The organism is Pseudomonas sp. JL3 (genome assembly GCF_031570575.1).
In the GTDB taxonomy this organism is placed as follows: domain Bacteria; phylum Pseudomonadota; class Gammaproteobacteria; order Pseudomonadales; family Pseudomonadaceae; genus Aquipseudomonas; species Aquipseudomonas cucumis.
In genome coordinates this window covers 164427-188462 of the sequence record NZ_JAKWJK010000005.1, presented here as the reverse complement: position 1 = coordinate 188462, position 24036 = coordinate 164427, and the positions used below count along the sequence as shown (strand labels likewise).

At 54.2% G+C, this 24036-nt stretch carries 18 protein-coding genes and 1 tRNA gene; 1 reads left to right on the top strand and 18 read right to left on the bottom strand.

Features of this window, described 5'->3' with window-relative positions:
- Window positions 1–246 precede the first annotated feature (246 nt).
- From MMG91_RS11945 to MMG91_RS11925, 5 genes are all read right to left on the bottom strand, one after another.
- Window positions 247–489 (bottom strand): MbcA/ParS/Xre antitoxin family protein, encoded by a 243-nt coding sequence (locus tag MMG91_RS11945; protein WP_310659779.1) that lies wholly within the window; start codon window positions 487–489, stop codon window positions 247–249.
- Window positions 490–598: 109 nt separating this feature from the next.
- Window positions 599–832 (bottom strand): hypothetical protein, encoded by a 234-nt coding sequence (locus MMG91_RS11940; RefSeq protein ID WP_310659690.1) that lies wholly within the window; start codon window positions 830–832, stop codon window positions 599–601.
- Window positions 833–1298: 466 nt separating this feature from the next.
- On the bottom strand, window positions 1299–2363 hold the full coding sequence (locus MMG91_RS11935; protein WP_310659689.1) for a hypothetical protein: 1065 nt from the start codon (window positions 2361–2363) through the stop codon (window positions 1299–1301).
- Window positions 2364–2500: 137 nt separating this feature from the next.
- On the bottom strand, window positions 2501–3535 hold the full coding sequence (locus MMG91_RS11930) for a hypothetical protein (protein WP_310659688.1): 1035 nt from the start codon (window positions 3533–3535) through the stop codon (window positions 2501–2503).
- Window positions 3536–3591: 56 nt separating this feature from the next.
- Window positions 3592–3762, bottom strand: a complete 171-nt coding sequence (locus tag MMG91_RS11925; RefSeq protein WP_017704414.1) for a hypothetical protein — start codon at window positions 3760–3762, stop codon at window positions 3592–3594.
- 716 nt (window positions 3763–4478) lie between these two features.
- On the opposite strand from MMG91_RS11925, the gene MMG91_RS11920 reads away from it, so the two are divergent.
- Entirely contained in the window at window positions 4479–5324 is an 846-nt protein-coding gene (locus MMG91_RS11920; protein WP_310659687.1) for a GIY-YIG nuclease family protein, read from the top strand.
- A gap of 353 nt (window positions 5325–5677) precedes the next feature.
- On the opposite strand, the gene MMG91_RS11915 is transcribed toward MMG91_RS11920, so the two are convergent.
- From MMG91_RS11915 to uca, 13 genes are all read right to left on the bottom strand, one after another.
- Window positions 5678–7303 carry a hypothetical protein gene (locus tag MMG91_RS11915; RefSeq protein WP_310659686.1) on the bottom strand — a complete coding sequence of 542 codons (1626 nt, stop codon included), beginning with the start codon at window positions 7301–7303 and terminating at the stop codon, window positions 5678–5680.
- 227 nt (window positions 7304–7530) lie between these two features.
- Complete coding sequence (locus MMG91_RS11910) at window positions 7531–7929, bottom strand: hypothetical protein (RefSeq protein WP_310659685.1); 399 nt, start codon at window positions 7927–7929, stop codon at window positions 7531–7533.
- Window positions 7892–8521 (bottom strand): hypothetical protein, encoded by a 630-nt coding sequence (locus tag MMG91_RS11905; protein ID WP_310659684.1) that lies wholly within the window; start codon window positions 8519–8521, stop codon window positions 7892–7894. The genes MMG91_RS11910 and MMG91_RS11905 overlap by 38 nt, the downstream gene beginning before the upstream one ends.
- Window positions 8518–11892 carry a hypothetical protein gene (locus MMG91_RS11900; protein ID WP_310659683.1) on the bottom strand — a complete coding sequence of 1125 codons (3375 nt, stop codon included), beginning with the start codon at window positions 11890–11892 and terminating at the stop codon, window positions 8518–8520. The genes MMG91_RS11905 and MMG91_RS11900 overlap by 4 nt, the downstream gene beginning before the upstream one ends.
- A complete protein-coding gene (locus MMG91_RS11895) occupies window positions 11892–13271 on the bottom strand; it encodes a site-specific integrase (RefSeq protein ID WP_310659682.1) in 1380 nt (459 codons plus the stop codon). Before MMG91_RS11895 ends, MMG91_RS11900 begins: the two co-directional genes overlap by 1 nt.
- A gap of 450 nt (window positions 13272–13721) precedes the next feature.
- Complete coding sequence (locus MMG91_RS11890; RefSeq protein WP_310659681.1) at window positions 13722–14678, bottom strand: hypothetical protein; 957 nt, start codon at window positions 14676–14678, stop codon at window positions 13722–13724.
- Window positions 14678–15343, bottom strand: a complete 666-nt coding sequence (locus MMG91_RS11885; protein WP_310659680.1) for a hypothetical protein — start codon at window positions 15341–15343, stop codon at window positions 14678–14680. Before MMG91_RS11885 ends, MMG91_RS11890 begins: the two co-directional genes overlap by 1 nt.
- Window positions 15344–15875: 532 nt before the next feature.
- Window positions 15876–15949 (bottom strand) — tRNA-Gly (locus MMG91_RS11880).
- Window positions 15950–16227: 278 nt separating this feature from the next.
- Window positions 16228–17112, bottom strand: coding sequence for an alpha/beta fold hydrolase (locus MMG91_RS11875; protein ID WP_305448538.1), 885 nt, complete (start codon window positions 17110–17112; stop codon window positions 16228–16230).
- Window positions 17113–17428: 316 nt separating this feature from the next.
- Window positions 17429–18121: a pseudouridine synthase gene (locus MMG91_RS11870; protein ID WP_305448539.1), complete on the bottom strand. Its 693-nt coding sequence runs from the start codon at window positions 18119–18121 to the stop codon at window positions 17429–17431.
- Window positions 18122–18166: 45 nt separating this feature from the next.
- On the bottom strand, window positions 18167–18385 hold the full coding sequence (locus MMG91_RS11865) for a cysteine-rich CWC family protein (protein WP_305448540.1): 219 nt from the start codon (window positions 18383–18385) through the stop codon (window positions 18167–18169).
- Window positions 18386–18476: 91 nt separating this feature from the next.
- Window positions 18477–20255, bottom strand: a complete 1779-nt coding sequence (gene atzF / locus MMG91_RS11860) for an allophanate hydrolase (protein ID WP_310659679.1) — start codon at window positions 20253–20255, stop codon at window positions 18477–18479.
- A gap of 15 nt (window positions 20256–20270) precedes the next feature.
- The gene (gene uca / locus MMG91_RS11855; RefSeq protein WP_310659678.1) at window positions 20271–23912 is read right to left on the bottom strand and encodes an urea carboxylase; all 3642 of its coding nucleotides are present in this window, start codon (window positions 23910–23912) and stop codon (window positions 20271–20273) included.
- Window positions 23913–24036: the final 124 nt, after the last annotated feature.

Genomic DNA, 24036 nt, shown 5'->3' with positions numbered 1-24036 from the left:
ATGATCATGTGCTTGGGTTTCTGGACAGGTCTAAATCCACCGTTATGGTTTACGCTGGGACTTCAAGTTTTGACACAAAAGCGGTGGGTAACTCAAGCAACGCATCTCGCAATCGAGCTTATTCACGAGTGTTGCCTGACATGGCCTTCATTCTTCGACGGGACTGTGCAGGGCTTCGGCACCGCTTGTGTTGAGATCAAAAACAATCATGTTGAGTCCGGGGTTTTGGAGAAGGGAATGTAGTTCTCAGGCGAATCCGTGACTAAGCCTTTCGAGTTCTGCCTTGACACGTTCGTATCCCGCTTCAGTCTGAGCGAGCTCCAGTGGTGTGCTACCTCCAAGAGCGGTTTTCGGTTGGGTCAGCCAAATGTTGGCTTTTTCTTTGTTGCCAAAGACCTGCTCAGCTAGGTGACGGATCAGTTCTGTTGTCGTTGAGTCTTGGCCGTGGTTTTGTTTTGAGTTCAAGAGAGGGCCCTTCGAGCAAACCATTCGCTTCAGACTTTGAAAAATCCCAGCCATCAGTGCCAGGCCTCTTCGTTATATTTTAAAAAGCACTGAGAGGATGATGTGCATTCGGTCAGCGCATTATAATGCGCCATCACCCCTCATTCCTCACATACTGGCGCATTATAATGCGCTGATGACCGGTCTGATTATGACCAAAAAATCCCCCCCCAAGCGTTCGCTGATGGCGCCTGGCAAGACGTCCGCAGCCTGGAATTTGAGAATCCCTTGAATCCGTGAGAGAACCCGCATCACGAGTTACCTCGGCTTTGACTTTGTTGCCAAAGGCTTGCTCGGCTTGACGCTGAATCAATTCAACATAATTCATTGCAGACTCTCGCGAGAATTGCTATCGCCCGTTCGGCTTTAGCTTGCGTTCGAGGTTCCAGTAGGTCTTCTTCCATGGCGAAATATTTGTCCGTCGTGAGCGTCAGGCTTCGTTTCGGGGATACGGTGAGGCACGTGCATATCGTCGCGCCAGAATCTGTTCTGGAGCAGAGATACGCTGCGCGTAGCCCAAGTCTTTTCGAAGAGTATCAGGCGAGCGTACTGCATCCTAACGAGCAGAGTGCTCGTTTGCTCGTAGGTTTTTCGGACAAAGTTCTAGACACTGAAGAGTACAACCTGTTGGAAATTGCAGATCAGATAATGGACGTATAGGAGAAGTAGCACAGGGAAACCCGATCTAACCCTGATGGTGATGGGGTCGCGATTTCGGGAGGCACTTGTTGTCCTGAAAGAGGAAGTCCGGCAGGCCGTAGCCTGCCTGCCGAGGTCGTTACGCTTGATCCAGCTCAAGCCTTTCTTTCTTCTCTCTCCCGCCTCATGCGCTCCTCAACCAGAGGAGGGCGACTCAGGCCTTTTGCCACGAAATCGACCTTATCCTGAAAGAACGAGGCGATTTTCCGTACAGCGTTTTTCAAGTACTTGTCAGGAGTCGCGTAGTCGCGGCTGTACCGACCCGACGAGTAGTTGACATGCCAGATGGCCTCCCCATTTTCTTCTGTCCACCAAATCTCGCCTGCGATTCGAGCTGCCTGGAGGCCGGTCATGCTGGGGTGGCCCAGCTTCGGTTCCGAGATATCCACCGCAAGGAACAGGCTGCCATCGCGGCCAATGGCCCAGATCAGGTTCTTCATAACTGGATCTGAGACAATTCCGGGGAAGATGTCTGTCAGCGTCGTCTCTTGAGGATCGAAGTAATGCTCCAGGGTATCATTCAAACCCTTGCCCGACGCATCAACCTCACTGGGTTCAAGCTTAAGTGGCGCGCGGAGTGCGCCGTATGCCTGGTTGAGGTGGCTGACATAGTCGAGTTCGCGCAGCTCAAGCGCCTTGCGAAACGATCCATAGAAATGCGTTGTATCAGTCTCAGCACCGCTGTTCTCTGCTTTACGGAACAGACCGAAGAACAACTCAGAATACAGGGGGTCGCTTGCATACACGCCAGACACCGCATTGCCCAAGGGAATGTCTGTCGCGTCCAGAAGCACTTTGAAAATTTCTTTGTTGCCCCAGAAGAAGTCGATTTCCCACTGCAATCTGGCCATCGGACTGGTCAGGATGCGGATGCGATCCTCCTTCCACCTTTCCAGCTCTGTTGCGGTAAAGGAAACCACTTCATCGACTTCGACTTGTAGCGTTTCACCACCCGAGTATTCCAGCTTGTGGTTGCGCACATGCTCTCTGACCTCAGCAATCGAGGACAGCTTGATGTTGAACCTCAAGGGGCCTGGCTCAAGCCGGCTCTCTGTAGAGGCCAGTAGTGGCTCCGTCCAAAGACCGATCTGTTCAGCGATCGCTTCAGCTGTGCCGTGCGCGTATTGAAAGGGCAGACGAGCCTTCTTCTCTGCGGGCACGATGCAAGCGTCCGGGATGAGAATTTCGTGGGCATCTAACCATGTCTTGCCTAGGTCAGGGGTACGGCGAAATGCTAAAGCCCAGCCTGTCCGGCGCTTGGGTAGTTCTCCTAGCGTTTCGTAGTTGTTCAGTTCTATCAGGTCAACTCGGGCATAAGGCCCCAAGCGACGTCGTGAATGTAGAGAAGGTTCGAGCCGACCCTGAAATCGTACCCGAGCACAGTGACTGCGTGACCGCCCACTCTCTTAAGGGTGGGCACCGCTTCGTCAGGCTGTTCCCCCGCCTGGGTCTCAGTCTGTTCCTCCGTTTGGGCCTGAGTCTGGGCAGGCGACACGACCGAGTACACTTCACCCACCAGCACCAGGGGTAGATCGCTGTCGATATAGGAGGTCACGCAGGCCCGGAACCATTCTAGGGCTTGCTCCAATAGCAGCGTCGAGTGGTAGCGAAGGCCTTCAACGTCCAAGGAGCGCTGAATCTGCTTGTTGGTGAGCTCTTTGTTGGGGAAGCCGTTGTTAGATCCGTCGACGAAATTCAGAGCATTGATGGTGATTTCACTGCAGGAAGGAACGTGTTTAACGTCCCGCCAAGGGAGCGCATGGAGTGCCGTCCAAATGGCGGTGGTCGCACAAGCGGCCACGACCTTGTCTTGTTCCTGGAAAGCGATCGAGTCGACATGCAGCTTGATGCCAAAAAGGTTCACGTCGTAACGCTTGGCGATTTTCTTTTTGGTGCCGTCACCCACACCCTTGTCGCCTGTGAGTTGCAGGCACGTTTTGCCTACAAAGGTTCGGCTTAACGGTTTGACCACCATAAACCCCAGGTAGTGTTGCTGCAGCTTCTCTGGGGTCAGCCCATCCTTCGGCTCCCCTTGTAGCAGCAGATCCAAGTGCTCGTGGTCAATACCGTGGCTGAAGAAGTGGATGCGACCGCACTCATAGCTGTCGTTGCCGAAGCGCTTTACGTAGTAACGGGAATAGTCTTCCAAGAACTCGCGATCGATGTACTCAGGCTCCAGCAGCATGGAGACGCAGTCTCGCTCCTGAAGGTAATTGAACAGGTACGTGACCTGATCTTTCAGGAAAATATCAGCGAAGTCGTAGCCGAAGCATTCGCGTATCAAGGCGCTGAGTGTGGCCTTCTGAAAACTGGAAACGAGGTATGGAGTCATTTTGATCGCGCAAAAAAAAGCAGCCGCTGAGGCTGCTTTTTATGGAACAGGAAAGATCAGAGGCTACAGGCTTTTGCCAGCACTTCCGGAGTCATGGCTTGAGAGGCGAGCTGACGCTCCAGCTTCTCATTGAGTGCGCTCATACGCGCGCGGGCCGCAGCCTCACGCAGCTCTGGGGTCTCGCCAACTCGATTGCGAATCTTGTCAAACAGACGATCAGTCGTCATCGCATTCAACTCCTTTTCCTATTCTACGTTTGTGGCCCATTGACACGTCTTGATGCGTGATTCGGGGCATACTAAAGGCGTTTCAGGGGAAATGCCTTGAAAAAAGCTACCGGATTATAGAGATCCGATTGAGTGAGTCAACCATCTTCTTCCACATTTGTCCACACCCCTATGACTTCGACGGATGTCAGTTGTTCAACGCATCTGGACTGTCTACCGCGCGCGGTGAAGGCGTGACCGAACGTTTGTGTTTAGATTCGCTCAGCTCGGGGCCAATTGGGAGGCCATCGCTATGGTAAGGCGGATATTCTTTGAGTATGGCATAACGATGGCGCCCGGGCGCAACGCCTTTTTTCCCGGCTGACCTCTTTTCGCAATCACTACGCGGCCCTAATTCAGTGTGCCAAGGGGAAGCCCCCTGCGGGGCCGCAAGCTGCTGTCATGGGGAACAGGCAAGATCAGGGAGGAAGATTGGACGGATTCCAGCGGCTGACTGGCATCGACGTGCTGGAGTGAAGGTTGGTCAGCTTATATGCGCCAGGAGATTGCGGTTGTTGCCAGCAGCAATAGATAGGATAGTGGTGGCTTATCGACATGCCTGCGATGCCGTTAAGCACAACCTGCTCTGGGACGCAGCCTGCAGCGCGGGATATTGGCAAAGCCAAAGGTGTGCTTTAACTGTCAACTCGCTGCCTGACCTCTCTGGATGACTCTCAGTGACACCTGGTTACCTCTATCTTTTGCAGAACCCTCTCTACGGCGCATACGTGATCAAAATCGGCCTTACCACGCGAGAGCCGGATGTCCGAGCACGTGAGCTCTATGTTGGTTCCTCTGGGGTTCCTGTTCCCTTTGAGATTGCCACCGCTTACTCAGTGGGCGATTGCAAGCTGGCCGAGAAGCAAACCCATAAACGTTTGGCAGCCTATCGATTAAATCGCGGTCGCGAATTCTTCCGCACCTCTCCTGCTGTAGCGGCTGCCATCGCGTATGACACGTGTACAAAAATCAATGACCATCTCGGGCTGCCACCTCCCGAAGTCTTTGAAATCGACAAAACACCACCACACTTGCCCACTGGGTTGCGAGATAAGAATGCTAAAAGTGTGGCTGAAGCATTTGATGGGATAACGGAGTTAGTAGATCCCTTCACGCTACGTGATTCTCCGTTAGGAACTAGTACTTTGACGCCGGAGCAACTGGATCGCGTTGAAATTCTCAAGATGCATCTCAGTCGGCTCTACCCTGGCAAAATGGAGGAAATACTGAGCTCGTTCAGTCGCGACACAACGCCGGAAAAGGAGATCAAAATTTGGGAGTGCATCACGAAAGCCTACCTGACAATCGAACAGGTAGAATTTGCGAGCGATGACTTGCGGCATGAAGCCTTCGTACTGCTTTTGGCGCGTTCATGGTCTTCAACCAATGAGGTGTTGAGCAGTTATGAGCTCAAACACTTTAGTCCCAAGTCGGCTAAGCGCTTGTTGCAAGCCTACGAATTGCGACCAATGCCGATTGTTGTTCGATCTCGCCGTGAATACAAATTACAGCAGGCAGACTAGAAATGATTCGGTGAGTGGTCGCTGCGTGCATGTCGTCCTCTGGCGATCGGAAACGCGGCTGAGCAGGTGAGGGGCCGAGGATCGCTTTCGCGCGGTTGCGACTCTTGGAGGCAGGCCTGGAGGATCAAGCGTCGAGATTCAGCACAATCTGCCTGGTCATTTCTAGGCGCCGTTTGCTGTCGATGATCAGATAGATGAGTTCACGGTTGTTGCGAGGGCGCTTTTTGACCACGTTCTTCGCGGCGGCTCACACACCTGTATCCATACGGTGAATTTTTGCTGCCAAAAGCAAGACCAGTGAGGCGTGGGTGAGAGTCATAGTCCGTCTGTGAAAATTGCCCTCAGGGCAGGGTTCAGTTTAGCCCTTCAACCTGCGGGGTAATGCGCTGACCTGAAGGGATTTTGGCGTTGTTGGATGCGGCGGGCAAAGCATAATGCCGGACTATCTCTGTGCCAGAGTCGCGCAAGTACTCCGCTAGGCCATGGTCGTGACATGTGATCAGCACTCCGCGATTTATACCGATTCGTACCGCGTCAAAGACGTCGATTGCGTATGCCTTCGATGTCTTACACCCACTGACAAACTCGCTCGTCAGTTGCCTAACCACTCCGGCGACGTTGACCATTAAGCCTTTGTCTGTCGTTGAGATGATTACACCTATAAAAGAGTCAAAGCGACGAGCGCCACTGGGCTGGAACAGCACTGGTTGATGCTTGGAATAGCCGCCATCAGTGGTCACCAATTTTAGAGTGCCAGCAGCTTTGCGACGTGAGTTGATCTGCTGAACAACGTCGATATCATCGGAGATGATCGTATGCCCATGGCCAATCGCTTCATCGATTTCAGCATCACTGGCTGCCGGAGGAAATTCTGGGGCTCGTACACTGCGGTCGAGAGCCACGGTATGGAAATAACTTCGTAGCTGTCTCAGGTGGAATCTACGGCGTAGGGCGCAGGGTTCTGCCGCATGGTGGCTGATGAGAATCAGTTGATCTTCATTCCCCACCTGTTCAAGCAGGACGACTAGATCGCTAAGTGTAAACCGGTCGAAGTCGATCACGATCCGGCTTTGTCCAATGCGGGCTCGATGAGGGGCAGTCTGGTAAAAAGGGACGATCTCTTCATAAGGAAGCCATTTGGCCAGTACGTGAGCTCTCTGCTCTGAATAGGCTGCAATTTGCGGAGGGTTCCAGTGAAGGGTCTGGACTAACGCAGAGTATTCTTCAATGAGCTGTGCAAGCTCGGTCAGTGAGCCGTAGTTCACCATCACAACTTGTTGATTCACCAGCAGGGGGAGGAGGGCATAAAAATCCATAGTGACCCTTCCTGAAAGCCCTGCAAGCCGTGAAGACGCAAACTCTATCTCTGGGTCGCTGTAGGTCGGAAAGAAATTGGCAGTTAATCCTTCAAGCTTTTCCCTGAGCTTTGATTGCAGCACGGCGTGCGAGCTCAACTGAATCTTCTTTTCATCGGCCCTTACCCAGTGGTTCTCCACACAGATGTCCAACGCAGGTCGTAGCTTTGGCGGGATTTCACTACGTGCACACAGAGTGTGACCCCGATCCGCCTGGTCTTGAAGCCAAAGCAACATCTCAAACGAGGTATTGGTGCTTTCAGCTACATCCCCCTGTTGCCCCTTCAACGCAACTATCCCGTTGTTCACAAATGGCCATGCAGTCTGGGGGACGGCTGCCAAATGCGAGGACGCGTTAACGCCATAGCACTGCAGATACCGTTCAGCTTGCTGTTGATTCAATCCAGCTGAAATCAGCTCCATCAAAATCTGCTGATCTTGTCGTTGGTTTGAAATCTCAAGCCATATTTGGGTGGCGTATGGCTCATTGATTGGAGCCGTGAGGTGGGAGATATCTGCGAGATTGAGCCAGTCGGATATAGCATTGGCCCGTTGATGGATCAGCTTTTTGATCGCTCGTGGTAGATGGAGCTGGGCCCCAATTATTCCCCGATCAAATGCCATACGAATGCTCTCAGGCATATGACCTACAGGGCGGGAGTAAACGAGCTGGGGGCGTCCAGACCGGTAGCTGAGCTTAATTTCGAAGACGAGACCGGGTAGGATCGGAGAGGCGATCTCATTCGTGTCTATGACGATCCGTTCTGGCCGATTTCTGCTGATGTCGATTGTGGAGAAGACGGTACGTCGATCAAGTCGGTGGAGGACGCTTATCACTAGGTATTGCTTCATCAATAGACCATGGGCTTCCCAGAGTGAATCAGGTCATGCATGAGCTTCAGCCGGTTGACCTCTGCTCTGAGCTCGCGTGATTTCAGGTGTTGTGCCTTCAAGGCCGCCCGAAGCGCAGATACGTCGTTACCTGGTTTTCGACTTGAGCCAGTCGATGAGGGCGGGCAGGACTTTGCGTATTCCGACAGCGCCGCTATCAGATCATGAAGGTCTTTCGGCCCTCGACCAGGGTAAAACTTCTGGCGGTCGATGCCGCTTTCGCTCGCCACCCAGGACAACTGCAAGTTGCCCGCGCGCATTGCTAGCGGATGGCCTTCAGAGAGCACTGAAATCGCCCATTTTTTTAGTTTGACTGCGTCGTCACTCTGGGCTGTCAGCGCTGAGAAGTTTGCGAGCAAGGTTCCCTTTCCCTGACTGCCAGTCGAGGTAGGGTTTGCAGCGCTCGGCTTTGCAGATGAGGACGATGTCACCAACGATAGGTGCTGTGTCATATAGTTCTCCGTCAATTATCTCCAAGCCAGTATTCGGGTGTCGCAAAAGCTTTTGTAAAACCAAACAAGTCTGTTCGAACTCATAGAAAAAATTGACCTGAGTGGTGCTTGAACCCGCTTCTGGCTGAAGTGTATTTTTCCTTCTCAAGCCAGCCTTGTAGGCATCTTCAATCATGACAAGCTGACGCTGAGTCTCCTTAAGCTGAGCTTCCAGTACTTCATAGGGGACTATAGGCTTACCGGGAACTAGCCGTCCTACGTATTTGTCGACTAATACGCGATGTATCCCATGGTTCTGAGATTTTTTAGGGTCGGGCTTTGCAAGGAAAAGCGTCCTATCGTATCCAAGAGTTTTAGCTAGTTCTGTAGCTAACTTAGAAAGAGACTTAAATGTTTTTTTGGTCGAAACCCACTCGGAAAGAGTCTCATCTAACCTCCTTAGAGTGGCATCAAGCTGGTCGGCTTGATGTTTTTCGAGGTGAGCATTTGCTTTGCTCATGCTGCGTGTCCAATTCTGAAAAGTGTTTGGTCTTCCATGCGCTGAGCAAGCTCAGGTATTGTAATGCCTGTGTTGTCGAGCATGTAAATGATCTGATTTGCAATGATCTCCCTTTCTTCAGGTTTTGCCAGAGCAATGGACAACAGGTGTGGCTGAGATGCAATTTTTTTCAGGCGAATAAGATAGTTTTTAGCGGTAAAAGCAGGAAACTCGCGGCCATCAATGATGTTCGCAAGAAAGCGTTGAACAGGATCTTGGTCGTCATATTCTAAACAACGGTCACGGAGATCCCCGTGACGAGAAATGTATTTGGTTCTGTATTCATCACTTTCCATGTGCTTATTTAGGATTTGCCGAACCTGTTCAAGGCCTGCTAGTTCAAGTTTCGATACGGTCAATAAGTGGTGAAGATCATGTATGGTCTGTGATGCAGGCTGAGCTGTGGAGGTTGCAGTTAACTGCTCTTGTAGTGCTTCGCACTCATCGATGAGAAAGCGCATCTTCGCGTTAATAGCAGGCAGGTGGCTTACACCAAATACGGCGTGTGGACACATTCCACAGGTCTTAGCGCAGGTAGTAAATGCCAACAATTCTTTTGGGCATTTCCCATTGGCCATGCAAGCGCATAATTGGTACCATCCAATATCCGTTACATTTTGAAGCTTTATAAGTTTTAGTCCTGCATTCTCTAGTTCAACTACAGGCGAGCTGAGGCTAACTAAGCCATGGCTTTGTGCGGCCCTCGCGGCATCGGCTTGCCATGCCGCTTTCAAACCATTTTGCGGTGTTTGTGCAGATTGTTCATGCCACAGCGAGTCCCAACTCGCTTGACTAGCCTTGATTTCAGCTGCGCGAATATGCTCTTCCGTTTGCTGAAGAGTGGGTGCTGTATAATAGATGCTCGATTTCGGATTGGCATGCGCCACTTGTTCTCCCATTATCGCCGGAGGAAGGTGCCCATAAATCCCCATGTAAGTAATCCATGTGGCACGCAGTGCGTGCGGCGTATGGACTGCTAGCGTTACCCCTTTAGAGTTGACAGTTGTAAAGCTGTGTTTTTTATGGTCTGGTACAATCGAATTGTATACGGACTCAATTCCATTCAGTATTCTGATCCACTTGCTGGAGTATGCGTTGTCCGAAAAGGGCAAGCCATTCTTATTGAATGGGCTTCTGAATAATGGATGAATTTCCCCGTATTTTTGATCCTTAGGATTGTTTTCGTAGTGAATCGGGGTTACAGGGCGCCAAGAATTTTGAAATTGGCGCTCTTCCAGTAAACGCTCAAAAACTTCTGTTGGTAACGAGACGGGCCTGCTGTCCCCATTTTTATCTGTGTTGACGAATAGAGTGGTATATCCGAGTACAGTTTTTTCAGGTGAATAATATTTATCGAATGATAGTATATCGAGCCATTGGCAGTTTTGCATACGCAGGCCGCCATACATCGCAACAGTGAGCATCCTGTTTGCTGATAGCCATGGTATCCAGGCCAATTTGCCGTTGTAACGACCATGGTGCCAGTGGTATGCATTTGCGATTCTTTGGAGCGGTATCTCCTTAGCAATGGCTTGAGTATTGGGGTTGATTAGCTTGATAGTATAAGCTATTCCAACTTCTTCCAAATCAATCCAATCTTCGGATCTGATCTTATTTTGAAGTTCGGCAGACATTTCGCCAGCCAGAATCTTCGCTCGTATCGTTGTCCCTATGTCGTCGATTGCAAGCATGTACTCTTTTGCAACTGGAACTGAAGCTAGCGGAAGGACAACTTTGTCAGTCTTCGTCCGCCCGCCGCTCCCTGGCGAGTCGAGCTTGGGGAATACAGGGTTGACAAGAGTTCCGTCGTTAAGCGCCTCATCATCGATATAGCGATCTACGCCTTTTGCGCACGCTAGGTCAAATAGAAGATGGATGGTTGATACAAATGATGCGGCTGTCTTTCGGCTATAGCATTGCAGATAAAATTGAATTGCCGTGAGTGGCAGGTTCTTTTTTCTGAGGATGCTTAGTTCGTCGTTACTGGCGGTGTGGTCTTCGGAATCTGGGTATGTGTTTTCAGTATCTACGTAGTCATCGCTCCAGAATACTGTACGATGGAAATCGGTGAGTAAGCGAGGTAAGTCAATTATGCTGTTTTGGTTCTTTTGCTTCCAGAGAGGCAGATAGCAAAAAATGTAATCTAGCAGCAATGTTACTTCGATGTAATAATTATTTCTGGCTCGCCCATGTATACCCTTCTTGTCAAGATGATCGCTCAGAAGGCCAATAGCAGCTTTCCAGTGGGATGATAGATAGTTTATGTTGACATGTTCTAGTCCAATATAAGCGCCATTAGCCAACCATGAGAAGTCTTTTGAAGTGCGAGTAACCGCTTTTTTTATAACCTTAGCTAATTCCTCGGGCGTAGAGTTTTCCTGAGCCTCGATGATGACGGCCTTCCGCTTTTCGGTAGCCTCTTGTTGATTCGCTAACTGATAAGCGACATGTAAGTGGTGGGTTCGCTTTTCATAGCGCAGGTGCTCGCGCTCCTTGGGAGTCATATTTTTCCATGACTCCAAATCTACCCCCCACATATCCCTGAATGCCTCAAAGCTTTGGCGGTTTTCAAGAGCAGTTGAAGCCCTTGGCTTTTGCTGAAGATGTTGGTGGTATTTTTCCAAATGAAAATACTGGTCTGGAGAGACAATTCCAGGATGGTGTTCTGAAATCAGCTTTATAAAAGACAGGTAGCCGAAATCCAGATTTTTTAGTTGTCCAGAGTCTCTTATCACTTTTTGAATGTCAATAACTCTGGGTGCGGCTTCCCATAGTTCAGAAAATGAAATGTCTGCTAGCGTATGCCAAGTGGTTCTATACTGGAATGCGCGCGCGTACTTGAATAGCGATGGTGAGTTCTTTGTGAAATTATGAATGAATCCGTGGCTGATTTCTTTGAGTTGCGGGAATTTTTGCCAGGCTCCGTCTAGGTTGAATGTATAGGGTAAGGTGAGGGCGCCTTCCGACCACAAAATTGCAAACATTGCTCGAAGCGGAGAGCGAAGTCCCTCAACATCCTCTAGGTAAGCGGGAGGGGTTCCTACCACTTTTTCGTAGAGTTCTTTCAGATGACGCCTGTCTGTCTTTGGGGCTTTTGTGATATTATAAAGAGTGTCAAAGGTCTCTTTGCTGAATCGCTCGATATCTGTCTTCTGAACTAAGATGCAAAGAGCTATTCGGGAGCGAGCCTGAAGGTTAAAGATTTCTTCTATGGGCTTCCCATTGTATTTTGCATTTGTAGCACTGGTGCATTCGAGGTCTTTCAGAATCTCGATTGCTCGACGGATAGTCCCTTTTTTTGTCCAGATGATCAAATCTGATGTATTGATCATTAGGCTGCCCTCGCCAGAAGCTCATCTGCAAGTCGCGCGTAGGTTTGTGCTCTAACCAAATCAGCGCTATAGGATGTGCTCCAGCCATGAACAAGCTGATTGGCTGACGCTATCTCAGCCGCCACATTTAGTTCGTCCAGCTTGGCATAGCGTTCAGTTGACTTGATGTCTTTGTGACCCATTAGAAGTTGAATCTCGGAAAGTTCAAGACCCACGCGGTTGCGTCCGGGGATGTAGACGCAGTTTCGTGCCCAGTTACCATAGAAGTGGCGAAGGCTATGAGAGGTAAAAAACTTTTCACCTTCTCCTGCAATACCCGCTGCTATTTGGGCTTTTCTGAGCTCTGTGTTATAGGTTTTGGTTGTGGTATTAAATAGAGCTGATTGAATAACTGATTCGCCATGCGATTCTCGTTTTTCTGACACGAACAGGAAATCGCTTGACGAAGTTGGGCGCTCTTTTTCGTATTCGTCCAGCGCCTCGAAAAATATACTTTTATAGGGCTCAAACATAATGACTGATGCCGTCTCGCGTCCTTTGTAAGCGATATTGGAGCCGTCTTTTTTCTTTTCCTTCTTCTTTGATGGATCACGACGATTGTTCGGATCTTCAATCCTAATAGTTTCATTATTGGAGTTAATGTCACTCCTGCGAACCAAAAAAATCTCCGAAATCCGCAAGCCTCCCCCGGCTTGTAACGCCCAGAGGCAGCGATAGTATGCAGAAGGTGCGTGGCGTAGCAGGCTCAGGATATGGCAGGTCGGAAAGTCCCGTTTCGCATTGATGCGTTTTACCTTGAGGCTGGGGATTCCGCCTCGGGCAAAAGCGAAATCGGTTCTGGGTGTGCCGAATTGAAGCGTCTCCTCAAAGATACGCTCTCTTTCTGCCAGGCTCCTTCGCCTGGGTTTGATCACCAGCGGCATCACGGGCGGAAGAGGTTTCTCTCCGGCAAGAATGCTCCGGTGTGCCGCAGTGTCTTGAGCCACTCTCGTGCTGTTATGTAGAAAATGGTTGACGGCTGCTATCTTGCGCGCCGCAAACGCGGGACTTACAGGTCGGTGATTCAGCGCGATGGCTGCTCTTCTGATGACGAAGTCTTTGCTCTGCGCGCCTTCAGTCAGATAGTTCCGGTACTGGCACATAGTCGCGTGTGCCGCCTCTGGGGTGAGGCACCTAGCACCTAAGATTCCGGTTTCGTACCCGTAGTCAAAGAACTCGGCCACATCGGGACAGTAGATCGTGGGAGTGCTCGCGCCGCTTGAGTGATACAGATTGTTGAACAGTAGATCCGAATAGGCGTTGAATGCGTCTATAGGTTTGCCGGTGTCGGTCTCATAGAGACGTGGAATCCCCCGATTTATGAGGCGTACATTCTTCATTGACCTGTCCCACCAAAGGTCGCATCGAAGGATGGGGTTTTCGCAGTCGACAGCGCCTCCGTCTCCAAGCTGGTGAGCAGTGAGGGCTTTCGTGCGTAGGCAGCAGTGGTCGCTGCCTCAAGTCGAAGGTGTGAAAGGGTGCCGGCAGTGGGTGAGTGAGGCTTCCGGGCAGCTAAACTGGGATTCTGGGCGGTGGCGAAAGAATTTTGGAAAAACGATTTAAGCATATATTGACAGACTTATCTGATTCATGTATAAATTCGTGCCGGATATTACATTCATTTTAGAAGTTGGCAAGTCTAGCTAAGGCTTCCTCGTGCGTTGTCGTGGGTGTTGGTGCGGGAAGTGACGTAGTTTCGAAGGTTAGCGAGATAGGGATTCTGATCGGTCGGCTGTTATTACCGCCGACCGTGGTGCATTGGTGGGGCTGAGTACTTCAGCCGACCAGCTCTACTCGTTGTTGTCCCTTTCGTAATCGTGGCCTTCGCGCTTCGCATCCTCAAGATCATCCTCGGTATAGAGATCAAAGAATTCTGCAGCTGAGTATCTGGACGTCTCCGTAAAGACGTTTCCGAGACCGCACGCGGAGAGTTTCGAATAGCCGGAGATCTTGAGCAGGCAGGCAACACATTCGAAGGAGGAGGGAAGCATGCCCTGGCGCTGCGTCACCTCGTCATCTCCAATTGTTGTTGCTACCGTCCCTATCGGGGTGCCATGTAGCAATGCTGCGGACTTGCAAGCTGGACATTGGCAACGGTGACCGGCTTGCCTTGTAGCCCAAGCGTCTGCCTGGGCTTCTGAAACCCGCCTCTCCTTGTCACTTTTGTTGCCCCAAACCTTCGCGTGGGCTTTGATGTCCTGATCCACTGCTTTGGCGGATGCATCCTCCAGCGACTCAATCATCTCCTTGGCTTTCTGGGCGTCAGGCATGAGGCTGCTCAGCGGTCTATCCATCGACTCTAGTAACACGGAGCAAGCTCGGTAGTAACGAGGAAGCCACTCAGAATTGGAGGCAGTTAGAAATACCGCTTCTCCAGTGTGCAGCTCGATGTTTCTACGCTCGACATGCTTGGCGCAAAAGCCTGCAATCTCAGCAGTGAAGGTTGGAAGCAGCTCTGCCAGTCTGGCTAAGACCTCTTTCGTGCCGATCGAGGCGGCAGAGAACTGTTTGCTCGTTGCCTCTTTCCCCATCGCGTACATCAAATTGCGCCAGTTCTGTTGATCCGCGAGGAGAGCCGGTGAAATGTTTGAGAGGGCTGCACGAGCGAGAAACTCCAATCCCAATGATGAAAACAACCCAAACTGCCAGTCATCAGGTGAGTAGGTGCTCATCTGATCCGCGTACAGCTGAGCCTTGCTTAGTAGAGTGTCTTTGGCCCAAGGTGAACTATCCACGCTTGTATTCATCACTGCTCCCAAAGTTTTGAAATGTAGATGCGCTCCAATCGTCGGTGTGTCGCGCTTGGAACCGAAGACCGTCCATGTAGCATTCGCCAGTTATCAATAATTAGCGTATCTCCGGGATCGGCCAGACAGACATCGATACGACGGATTTCTTGGATCGATTTGATGCTTTTGCCGACTCTGATTGCAGCCTGATTCAGTGGTTTGAGAAACAGATAGTCCCAGCGCAGTCCCGCATTTCCCCCATCTCGGAAGCAAACTGGCATGGGGCATAGCATCCTTCCAGGCTGGGCTCTGCGCGGCACTACGACAGCTCTTTCTGCGAGTCCATCTGCATGCTCAAGAATGTCAGAGGCTGGCAGTAGATAGGTACTCACCGAGGGGGTGCCCTCAAGGCAGCGCAGCATCAGGAAGCGGGGTGGTGATCCCCAGTGGGCGTAGTCGGAATGAAGTGGAAATTCGTTTCGGCCATAAACTCCGCCGTAGGTTTGAAGGTCGAGGTCACTTGACTCTCGTGGCTTCAACGTCTGAACGGTTGCGATCCCATGGCCTGGTGCAATTTTCTGTGGATCAAGAATGGAGCCGAGGCGAATTGCGATTTCTTGGGTTGATGATTCAGGAAGCAAGGTTCTGGTGAATGCATAACCGTTCATGCTTACGAGGTGCATGAGCTGCTCAAAACAGTCGTTATTCGCTATAGGGGTAGCGTGAGGTCTGGGTTCTCTACTGGCGCGGGTGTTCATCGCTATCCTTTTCACTTCCTTGTGGAGCTCCAGATTTTGAATCGCCACATTGGGATGGGGCGGATCTGCTCTCGACTGTTCTGGCTCTTCGGATCTCGCTACCGGATTGTCAGGGCGTTACTGGAATTCCTGGGGGCGGCGGCGGGGGCTGCCTCATGTGGGTTACTGGTCTTTGAGGTTGGAATTCTTCACGGGAAGAGACTAGCTGGGAGGCGATCAATATGTGGCTAAATATCGAAAATGGGGAAAGGATTTTGTGGGGCGTGGGTATAAAGGTGCGATCTTGTTGCGGGCCAGTGTCGCAGCCCTTTACTCACCACTTTGGTCGGTGACTGCAGGCAGATTTCTAACCGAAACGGTTTGACAGGGTGCTGTGAAGCCAGCATGGGGAGGAATTCGCTTTCGTCGGCTTAAGTGCTCTGAAAGGCAAAGAATACGGGGTTTGACTGGAAGGAGATGGAGCGGGTAGAGGGAATCGAACCCTCAACTAAAGCTTGGGAAGCTTTCGTTTTACCACTAAACTATACCCGCTTTTTGCGCCAGTCTTTACTCACCAAAACGGGCTGTCCAATAAGAACCCTCGTTATCAGCTTGGGAAGCTGGAGTAATGCCATTATACGACACCCGCTCAGAGCGGCTGACTTTGTACCAGATGTGCGCGTGAAAATGAAGTTTTTCTTTGCACGCGATGGCTTTAGCACGGGTGAAACGAAAGCCGAGACCGCATGGCGGTCATTCGCGGGCAAGCCTCGCTCCTACAGGAATGCGTTTAACGCTGCAGGGCTGAGCTTGCTCGCGATGACTCTGTTTCAGATTGCCAATGCATGTTGGTCCTGGACGTACTGGTAACGCGGTCGGCTTTCGTGTTGCGCCGGTTTCAGGAAACCCAGCAGTGCGTTGCGGCTGTCTCGGCAGGCCGCTTTGTGCTCCATGTCGAGAAAGTGGCCGGTGGCCTGAAGGGTGCTGAAGGTGCTGTGCTGCACGTGGCCGGCGAACAGCTTGGCATCGGCGGCGGCTGTGTACTCGTCCCATTCGCCGTTCATGAACAGCACCGGCACGTTGATTTTCTTTGCCGCGTTCAGGTAGCACTGGCGGTCGCTGTTGAGCACGTCGTTGATGTGAAAATGCATCTGCCCGTATTCATGTTCGGCCAACGAACTGACGTGACGGTAGTTGAAGCGCTTGAACAGCGAGGGCAGGTGTTTGCCGATGGTGCTGTTCACCAAGTCACCGACCCGGTTCCCGTCACGGCTGCCGAGATAATCGACACCGCGCTCAAGGTAGTCGAGCATGTGCTCGTTGACCACCGGCGAGAACGAGCTGATCACAGCCTTTTCGATGCGCCGTGGCTGTTGCGCGAGGGCGACGAGCGTGGCGGCGCCACCAAAGGAAAACGACAGCACATGCTCGGCGGCGAAGTGGTCGATCAGCTCAAGGAGGATCTGCCCTTCGATTTCCTTGGTGAGCATTTTCTCATGCAGGTTGTGGGCCTTGGACTTGCCCGCGTAGGGCTGGTCGTAGCACACCACATTGAACTCTGGGTAAAGGTTTTTCACGGTCTGTGCAAACGACGCAGTCGTGGACATCGAGCCGTTGACCAGAATAATGGTCTTCTCTGCGGCGTCTGCGCGATAGAACTCCGTGTAAACCCGATACTGACCCTGTATATCCAGCACAGCGATTTCTGGCCTCATGACATAAGACTCCTGGCAAGCGGGTATGCGCGCAAATCAGATTGCACGAGCTTTGTGACAGGTAGGCATACGCCTGGAATTTTTGAAGGCCCATGTCGATCCATTGCACGCTGGTCGACGGGTATTGTTATAAGCGGGCAGTTTGCCGGGGGAAGGCGGAACCTGAGGGTTCTCTGCCGGCAAAAAGTTTCTTAGAGTAGTTTTGGTGACTCGTCGGTCACGTTTCGCGCCGACGTCCTGATTCAAGCAGGGGTCACGTCATCGCGCAAGTATCTTTCGTAAATTGTTCGACAACATCTGCTGAGCGGTCGTCTGCTTAGATCAATCGGATCTCTTCACGACTCAACGGCCGGTACTCGCCGGGCTTCAACACAGCGTCGAGTACCAACGGTCCCATGCATTCGCGGTGCAGGCGCACCACCTTGTTGTCGAAGTGGCCGAACATCCGTTTTACCTGATGATAGCGGCCTTCGACGATGCTCAGGCGCGCAGATTTTGGCCCGAGCACAACCAATTCGGCAGGTTGTGTAGTGAGGTCTTCGAAGGCGAAATACAACCCTTTGGCGAAGGTGATCGCGTATTCGGCAGTGATGTTCTGCTCGGTCTCGACGTAATAGACCTTGGGCAGTTTGGTCTGCGGTTGGGTCAGGCGTCGCGACCAGCTGCCATCGTTGGTGATCAGCATCAGGCCGGTGGTGTTGAAGTCGAGGCGACCGGCGATGTGCAAGTCTTCCTTGTCCGGTTCATCGATCAGGTCGAGCACCGTAGGGTGTTGCGGGTCGCGGGTGGCACTGACGCAGCCGGGCGGTTTGTGCAGCATGAAGTAGCGGGCCGGCTTGCCAACTTGCAGCACCTCGTCGTCGACTTCCACGCGGCTGAACTCGAGCACCTCGGCGTGGGGGTCGCTGACGACTTCTCCGTCGACCCTGACGCGCTTTTCCACCAGCAACAGGCGTACCTGCTTACGGTTGAAGCGGGGCAGGTTGCTGAGGAAGCGGTCAACGCGCATGGTCAGGGATCGGTGGGGGGATTCGGTGGGAGAGTGCCGCGCATCTTACGTGATCGGCCAGGCGGCTGCTTGCAACTGCATCTCGACCTGGGCGCAGGCCGGGCACAGGCAGGACTTGTCGCGCAGCTCAGCGGGCAATGCCTGGAGCACCGCCGGATCGATGCTGACGCCGTAGCACCAGCAGGCACGATCGACGGTTCGCGGGTCAGCCAGGCTGCAGTCGTTGGCGGCGCCGCAAGCCGGGCAGAGGTCAGGTTTATTCATGAGGAGCATTCGATTACGGCCGGTTTGCTTGGCCCGAGACCGCGCATGATCGGCCGGCAAGCATTCCTGCGCAAGCCGGCGATCCTGGAAATCAATGCCGATCTTGCAGATACGCACGCCACCCGCCCAAATGACTGATATCCACCGCCCCCTCCAGCCCATAGGGCTCACAGATAAACCCGCTCTCCCATCGCCCATCCGCCAGTTGTACCTTGCCCAGCCCCAGCGGCGCGGGAATGGCGGTCAGGAACGAACCCAGCTCACTGCTTGGCAACTCCCATACTTCCACCGCAATCGCCGCGCCACCTTCCTTCACTCGGACCATGCCAGGGCGATAGGGTGGGCCACCGGCCAGGGCATACAGCTGATAGTCGGGGGAACTGTAAGTGGCTTCGAGCAAACGGGCTCCACGTTGCTTGAGTTGCCAGTTCAGCGCCAGCCCATCCAGGTGCGCACCGCACACCACCAGCCGTGCGCGATCATTGCGCGCACTATTCGTCGGCGCAGGTGCGGCCAAGCCTTGCTGACGTTGCAAGGCATCCGCCACGCTCAACAGATACTGATCGGTAAACGTCCGGCCGAACAACGTCACGCCCCATGGCAAACCATTGCCCATGAATCCGCTGGGCACGGCGACGGCGGCGTAATCGAGCAGGTTCATGAAGTTGGTGTAGTAGCCCAGTTCCGAGTTGCGCAGCACCGGTTCGGCCGCAAGCTGCGCCAGTGTCACCGGGCGGCCGATGGTTGGCGTGACCACGCAATCAAGGCCTTCCAAAGCTTTGTCGCACAGCGCTTTCAAGGCCTGCAGACGGTATTGGGCGCGGAAGGTTTGCACGCCGGTTACCGCTGGGGCCTTGGCCAATACGGCGCGAATCACCGGCAGCACGGCTTGAGGATGTTGCTCCATCAACTCGCCGGCGACGCTGTAACGTTCCGCCACCCACGGCCCTTCGTAGAGCAACCGCGCCGCTTCGAGAAACGGCGACAAATCCAGCTCGACCGCTTCGCCGCCCATGGCTTTGAGTTGGTCGATGGCGTCGCCGAACAACAACGGGCCTTCAGGGCAGCCGAAGAACGCCAGATCCTGCGCACGGGGTACACCGAAACGGAATGGACGCGGTGTACCGAAGGCCGAACCGTCATTCCACAGCGGATTACTGCGGCTGTATTCGTCCCGTGGATCGAGATGAGCGGTGAGCGCGAGCAACTGACTGGCTTCCCGGGCCGTGGCCGTGAAGGTCGTGACGCAATCGAGCGTTCGACAGGCCGGCACCACACCGGCAGTGGAGATCAGCCCTTTGCTGGCTTTCAAACCGACCAGATTATTCAATGCCGCTGGTACGCGACCGGAGCCTGCCGTGTCCGTGCCCAGGGAAAAGCTCGCCACGCCGAGCGCCACCGCCAGTGAAGACCCGGCGCTGGAACCGCCCGACGGATACTCCGGCAACACGCTGTTCGGGCAAGCGCCATACGGCGAGCGGCTGCCATTGAGGCCAGTGGCGAATTGGTCGAGATTGGTCTTGCCCAACGGAATCGCCCCCAGCGCCAGCAGTTGCTCGACGATGGTTGCCGAGCGTTCCGGCACATAGGCAAACGCCGGACACGCCGCGGTGGTGGGAATGCCCCCCAGGTCGATGTTGTCCTTGATCGCGAACGGCACGCCGTACAGCGGCAGGCTGTCTGGGTCGCGATCGTCGAGTGCGGCGAGGTAGGGTTCCAGATCCTCGACACTGAGCAAATGGATGAACAAGTGATAGTCCGGGTTCAGGGCCGCGGCTTTTTCACGCAGGCTCAGCAGCAGTTGCCGAGGCGTAGTGCTGCCGTCACGGTAAGCGTTGCGCAGGGCGTCGAGTTGCAGATTGATGTTCATGGCGTTAATCCTTTTTTAATGGCTTGAATCGAGTTCCAGCACCACCACACGCTGCCCGGCGCGCACCGCCGAACCCGGTTGCACGCGAATCTCGCGCACCACGCCCGCCATGGGCGCGAGCAGCGGGATTTCCATCTTCATCGACTCCAGAATCACCAGCACATCCCCCGCCGCGACCCGGCTGCCAGCCTGCACCTGAACCTGCCAGAGGTTGCCGGCGATGTGGCTGTCGATGCTCTGCTGACCGTCGGCTAACGGTGCATCTTCGGCAACTTCCGGGGCCAGCTCTTCGCTGTCGAAATGCGCTTGGCCGCTGGCGATCCAGCGTTCGCGCTCGGCGTTGAACGCGTTTTTTTGCTGATCCCGAAAGGCCGCGATGCTCTGGGCTTCTTTCGTCAAAAACGCCTGGTAATCCGCCAGATTCAGCTGACTGTGTTCGATGTTCAGATCAAAGCGCCCAAGCGGGAAATCCCGACGAATGCGCAGCAGTTCATCGGCGCTCACCGGGTAGAACCGGATCTGATCGAAGAAGCGCAGCAGCCACGGCTTGCCATCGAACGCGGCGACTTCGCGGTAGCGATTCCACATCTGCAGCGTGCGACCGACGAACTGATAACCCCCGGGGCCTTCCATGCCGTACACGCACATATAGGCGCCGCCGATGCCTACCGAGTTTTCCGCGGTCCAGGTGCGGGCCGGGTTGTACTTGGTCGTCACCAGGCGATGCCGAGGATCGAGCGGGGTGGCGACCGGTGCGCCGAGATAGACGTCGCCCAGGCCCATGACCAGATAGCTGGCGTCGAACACGGTGCGCTGCACTTCGTCGAGGTTCGGCAGGTCGTTGATGCGGCGGATGAACTCCAGATTGCTCGGGCACCAGGGCGCGTCTTTACGCACGGTGGTCATGTATTTCTCGATGGCCAACTGGCAGGCCGGGTCATCCCAGGACAGCGGCAGATGGACGATGCGCGAGGGCACTTGCAGGTCCTTGGCGGCGCACACGGCGTCCCATTCACCGGCGACAATACCCAGCAGATCGGCCAGCGGCAGTTGTTCGGGTTGGTAGTGCACTTGCAGCGAGCGGATGCCCGGCGTCAGGTCGATCACGCCGTGCAGGTGTTTGCTTTCCAGTGCCTGCATCAACGCGTGGGCGCGAAAGCGCAGGACCAGGTCCAGTTCGGGGGCACCGATTTCCAATAACAAATGAGTGTCGCCCGATAACCTTGCAACCAGTCTCGTGTCGTCCTGACCCAAATCCAACACCACAGGCGACGCAATTCCCTGCGGGAGCGGGCTTGCTCGCGAAGGGGCCAGATCAGGCACCGCATCAACTTCTTCGTGAGCAAGCCCACTCCCACAGGAATCCCATTTCAAGGCGAGATTGCGCGCGGTTTTGAGATCGACCGGGACGAACTGAACTTTGTCCCCAGCCTTGAGCTGCCCCAGCTGCCAAAGGTCCGCCTCGATCACCGTCACCGGGCAGACAAACCCGCCCAAGCTCGGACCATCCGGCCCCAGAATCACTGGCATGTCACCAGTGAAATCCACCGCGCCAATCGCGTACGGATTGTCATGAATATTCGACGGATGCAATCCGGCTTCACCACCGTCGGCGCGCACCCATTCAGGCTTCGGCCCAATCAACCGCACGCCGGTTCGGCTGGAGTTGAAGTGCACTTCCCACTGCGTGGCGAAGAAGGTGGCGATGTAGTTTTCGGTGAAATATTCCGGGGCGCCGTGGGGGCCGTAAATCACCCGAATCTGCCGCACGGCGGGCAACTCGGTAACGTGCTGGCTCGCCAGGTTTTGCCCGGCGCTGTGGTCGCTCAAGGTCCGAATGTGCAATACGTCCCCAGCGCGCAATGCACGACCGGCATGGCCACCAAACTGGCCGAGGGTGAAGGTACTTTTGCTACCCAGATAATCCGGCACTTGCACGCCGCCGCGCAGGCACAGATAGCTGCGCGCACCTGCACCGCCAATGGTGCCGAGGTTCAAAGTGGCACCGGCGGGAATCAACAGTGCGGTGTTCATCGGCACCGCTTCACCATTCAGCATCAACGGAATCACCGCACCCGTAACGGCCACCACCGCAGCACAATTGAAACGCAGCAGCGGCCCACTCATCGTGATTTCCAGCGCCGCCGCACCTTCATCATTACCCAGCAAGCGATTGCCCAGACGCAGTGCCCGGCTGTCCATCGGCCCCGACGGCGGCACGCCCACCGCCCAGTAACCGAGGCGTCCCGGATAGTCCTGAACGCTGGTCTGCGTACCGGCGCTGAGCACTTCAAAGGTGTTGGCTTGATAGACCAGACTTTCCAGGCAACGGGTCCACGGCTGACCGCTGGCAAAGGGCGCATCGAGCAGAATTTGCCGCAGGTAATCGCGGTTGGTTTCCACCCCATACAGTAGGCTGTCGCCCAGAGCCTGATGCAGATCGACGCGTGCTGCTTCGCGAGTCGCTGCCCAACTGATGACCTTGGCGATCATCGGATCGAAGTACGGCGGGATCTCGCAACCGGCCTCGACCCACGTGTCGATGCGCAGGTGTTGGCCATCGGCAACGGGAAAATTGACGGCCGTGAGCAGACCGGGACTCGGCTGGAAATCCCGACCCGGATCTTCAGCATAGAGTCGTGCCTGAATCGCATGACCGTTGGCTTTCAATCCCTGGCTCAACTCACGCAGCGGCGGCAAATCACCGGCCGCCAATTCCACCATCCAGCGCACCAGGTCCACGCCCCACACTTGTTCTGTGACGCCGTGCTCCACCTGCAAACGGGTATTCACTTCAAGAAAATAGAAACGCTGGGCATCGCTGTCGAAGACGAACTCCACAGTGCCCGCGCTGCGGTAATGCACCGCTTTGGCCAGTTTGATTGCCGCTGCACAGAGTTCCTCGGCCATGCCCTCGGGCAGGTTCGGTGCAGGGGTTTCCTCGAGGACTTTCTGGTTGCGTCGCTGCACTGAGCAGTCGCGCACGCCGAGGGCCAACACCTCGCCCTGGCCGTCGCCGAAGACCTGCACTTCCAGATGTCGGGCGCGCTGGATGTACTTCTCGATGAACACGCCAGCGTCGCTGAAATTGTTCTGACCAAGGCGTTTGACGGCTTCGAACGATTCGCTCAATTCGCCGGCGCTGCGGCATACGCGCATACCGATCCCGCCACCGCCGGCGGTGCTTTTGAGCATCACCGGGTAGCCGACCTGTTCGCCCGCTATCAATGCTGCATCGAGGCTATCGAGCAGCTCGGTACCTTCGAGCATTGGCACGCCGTGTTGCTTGGCCAGTGCGCGGGCGGTGTGCTTGAGGCCGAACACCCGAAGCTGTTCCGGTGTGGGGCCGATGAAGGCGATGTCGGCCGCTTCGCAGGCTTGGGCGAATGCAGCGTTTTCCGAGAGAAAACCGTAGCCGGGATGGATCGCGGTGGCGCCGGTGGCTTTTGCGATGGCGAGGATTTTGTCGACCGCCAGATAAGTGCCAGCGGCAGCGCCTTCGCCGAGGCTGTGGGACTCAAAGGCTTGCAGGATGTGCAGGCTGGCGGCATCGGCTTCGGAGTAAACGGCAACGCCCTTGACCTGCAATTCAGCCAAGGTACGCAAGATGCGACAGGCAATGGCGCCACGGTTGGCAATGAGGACTTTTTCGAACATGGCATAACCCCCGGAGGCGATAACGCATCAGCCTCTACCTGGGATGCGGGCCGTCCCGCAGTTTTTCGATAGGCGCCAAGGTCGTCCTCGGCGGCAGAATTATTAAACTTGAAACCACCGCTGA

Coding starts and splice junctions, on each gene's coding strand:
- MMG91_RS11945 (WP_310659779.1), bottom strand. CDS start 489: ATGGTTTGCTCGAAGGGCCCTCTCTTGAACTCAAAACAAAACCACGGC.
- MMG91_RS11940 (WP_310659690.1), bottom strand. CDS start 832: ATGAATTATGTTGAATTGATTCAGCGTCAAGCCGAGCAAGCCTTTGGC.
- MMG91_RS11930 (WP_310659688.1), bottom strand. CDS start 3,535: ATGACTCCATACCTCGTTTCCAGTTTTCAGAAGGCCACACTCAGCGCC.
- MMG91_RS11925 (WP_017704414.1), bottom strand. CDS start 3,762: ATGACGACTGATCGTCTGTTTGACAAGATTCGCAATCGAGTTGGCGAG.
- MMG91_RS11915 (WP_310659686.1), bottom strand. CDS start 7,303: ATGGCATTTGATCGGGGAATAATTGGGGCCCAGCTCCATCTACCACGA.
- MMG91_RS11905 (WP_310659684.1), bottom strand. CDS start 8,521: ATGAGCAAAGCAAATGCTCACCTCGAAAAACATCAAGCCGACCAGCTT.
- MMG91_RS11900 (WP_310659683.1), bottom strand. CDS start 11,892: ATGATCAATACATCAGATTTGATCATCTGGACAAAAAAAGGGACTATC.
- MMG91_RS11895 (WP_310659682.1), bottom strand. CDS start 13,271: ATGAAGAATGTACGCCTCATAAATCGGGGGATTCCACGTCTCTATGAG.
- MMG91_RS11890 (WP_310659681.1), bottom strand. CDS start 14,678: ATGAATACAAGCGTGGATAGTTCACCTTGGGCCAAAGACACTCTACTA.
- MMG91_RS11885 (WP_310659680.1), bottom strand. CDS start 15,343: ATGCACCTCGTAAGCATGAACGGTTATGCATTCACCAGAACCTTGCTT.
- MMG91_RS11875 (WP_305448538.1), bottom strand. CDS start 17,112: ATGAGGCCAGAAATCGCTGTGCTGGATATACAGGGTCAGTATCGGGTT.
- MMG91_RS11870 (WP_305448539.1), bottom strand. CDS start 18,121: ATGCGCGTTGACCGCTTCCTCAGCAACCTGCCCCGCTTCAACCGTAAG.
- MMG91_RS11865 (WP_305448540.1), bottom strand. CDS start 18,385: ATGAATAAACCTGACCTCTGCCCGGCTTGCGGCGCCGCCAACGACTGC.
- atzF (WP_310659679.1), bottom strand. CDS start 20,255: ATGAACATCAATCTGCAACTCGACGCCCTGCGCAACGCTTACCGTGAC.
- uca (WP_310659678.1), bottom strand. CDS start 23,912: ATGTTCGAAAAAGTCCTCATTGCCAACCGTGGCGCCATTGCCTGTCGC.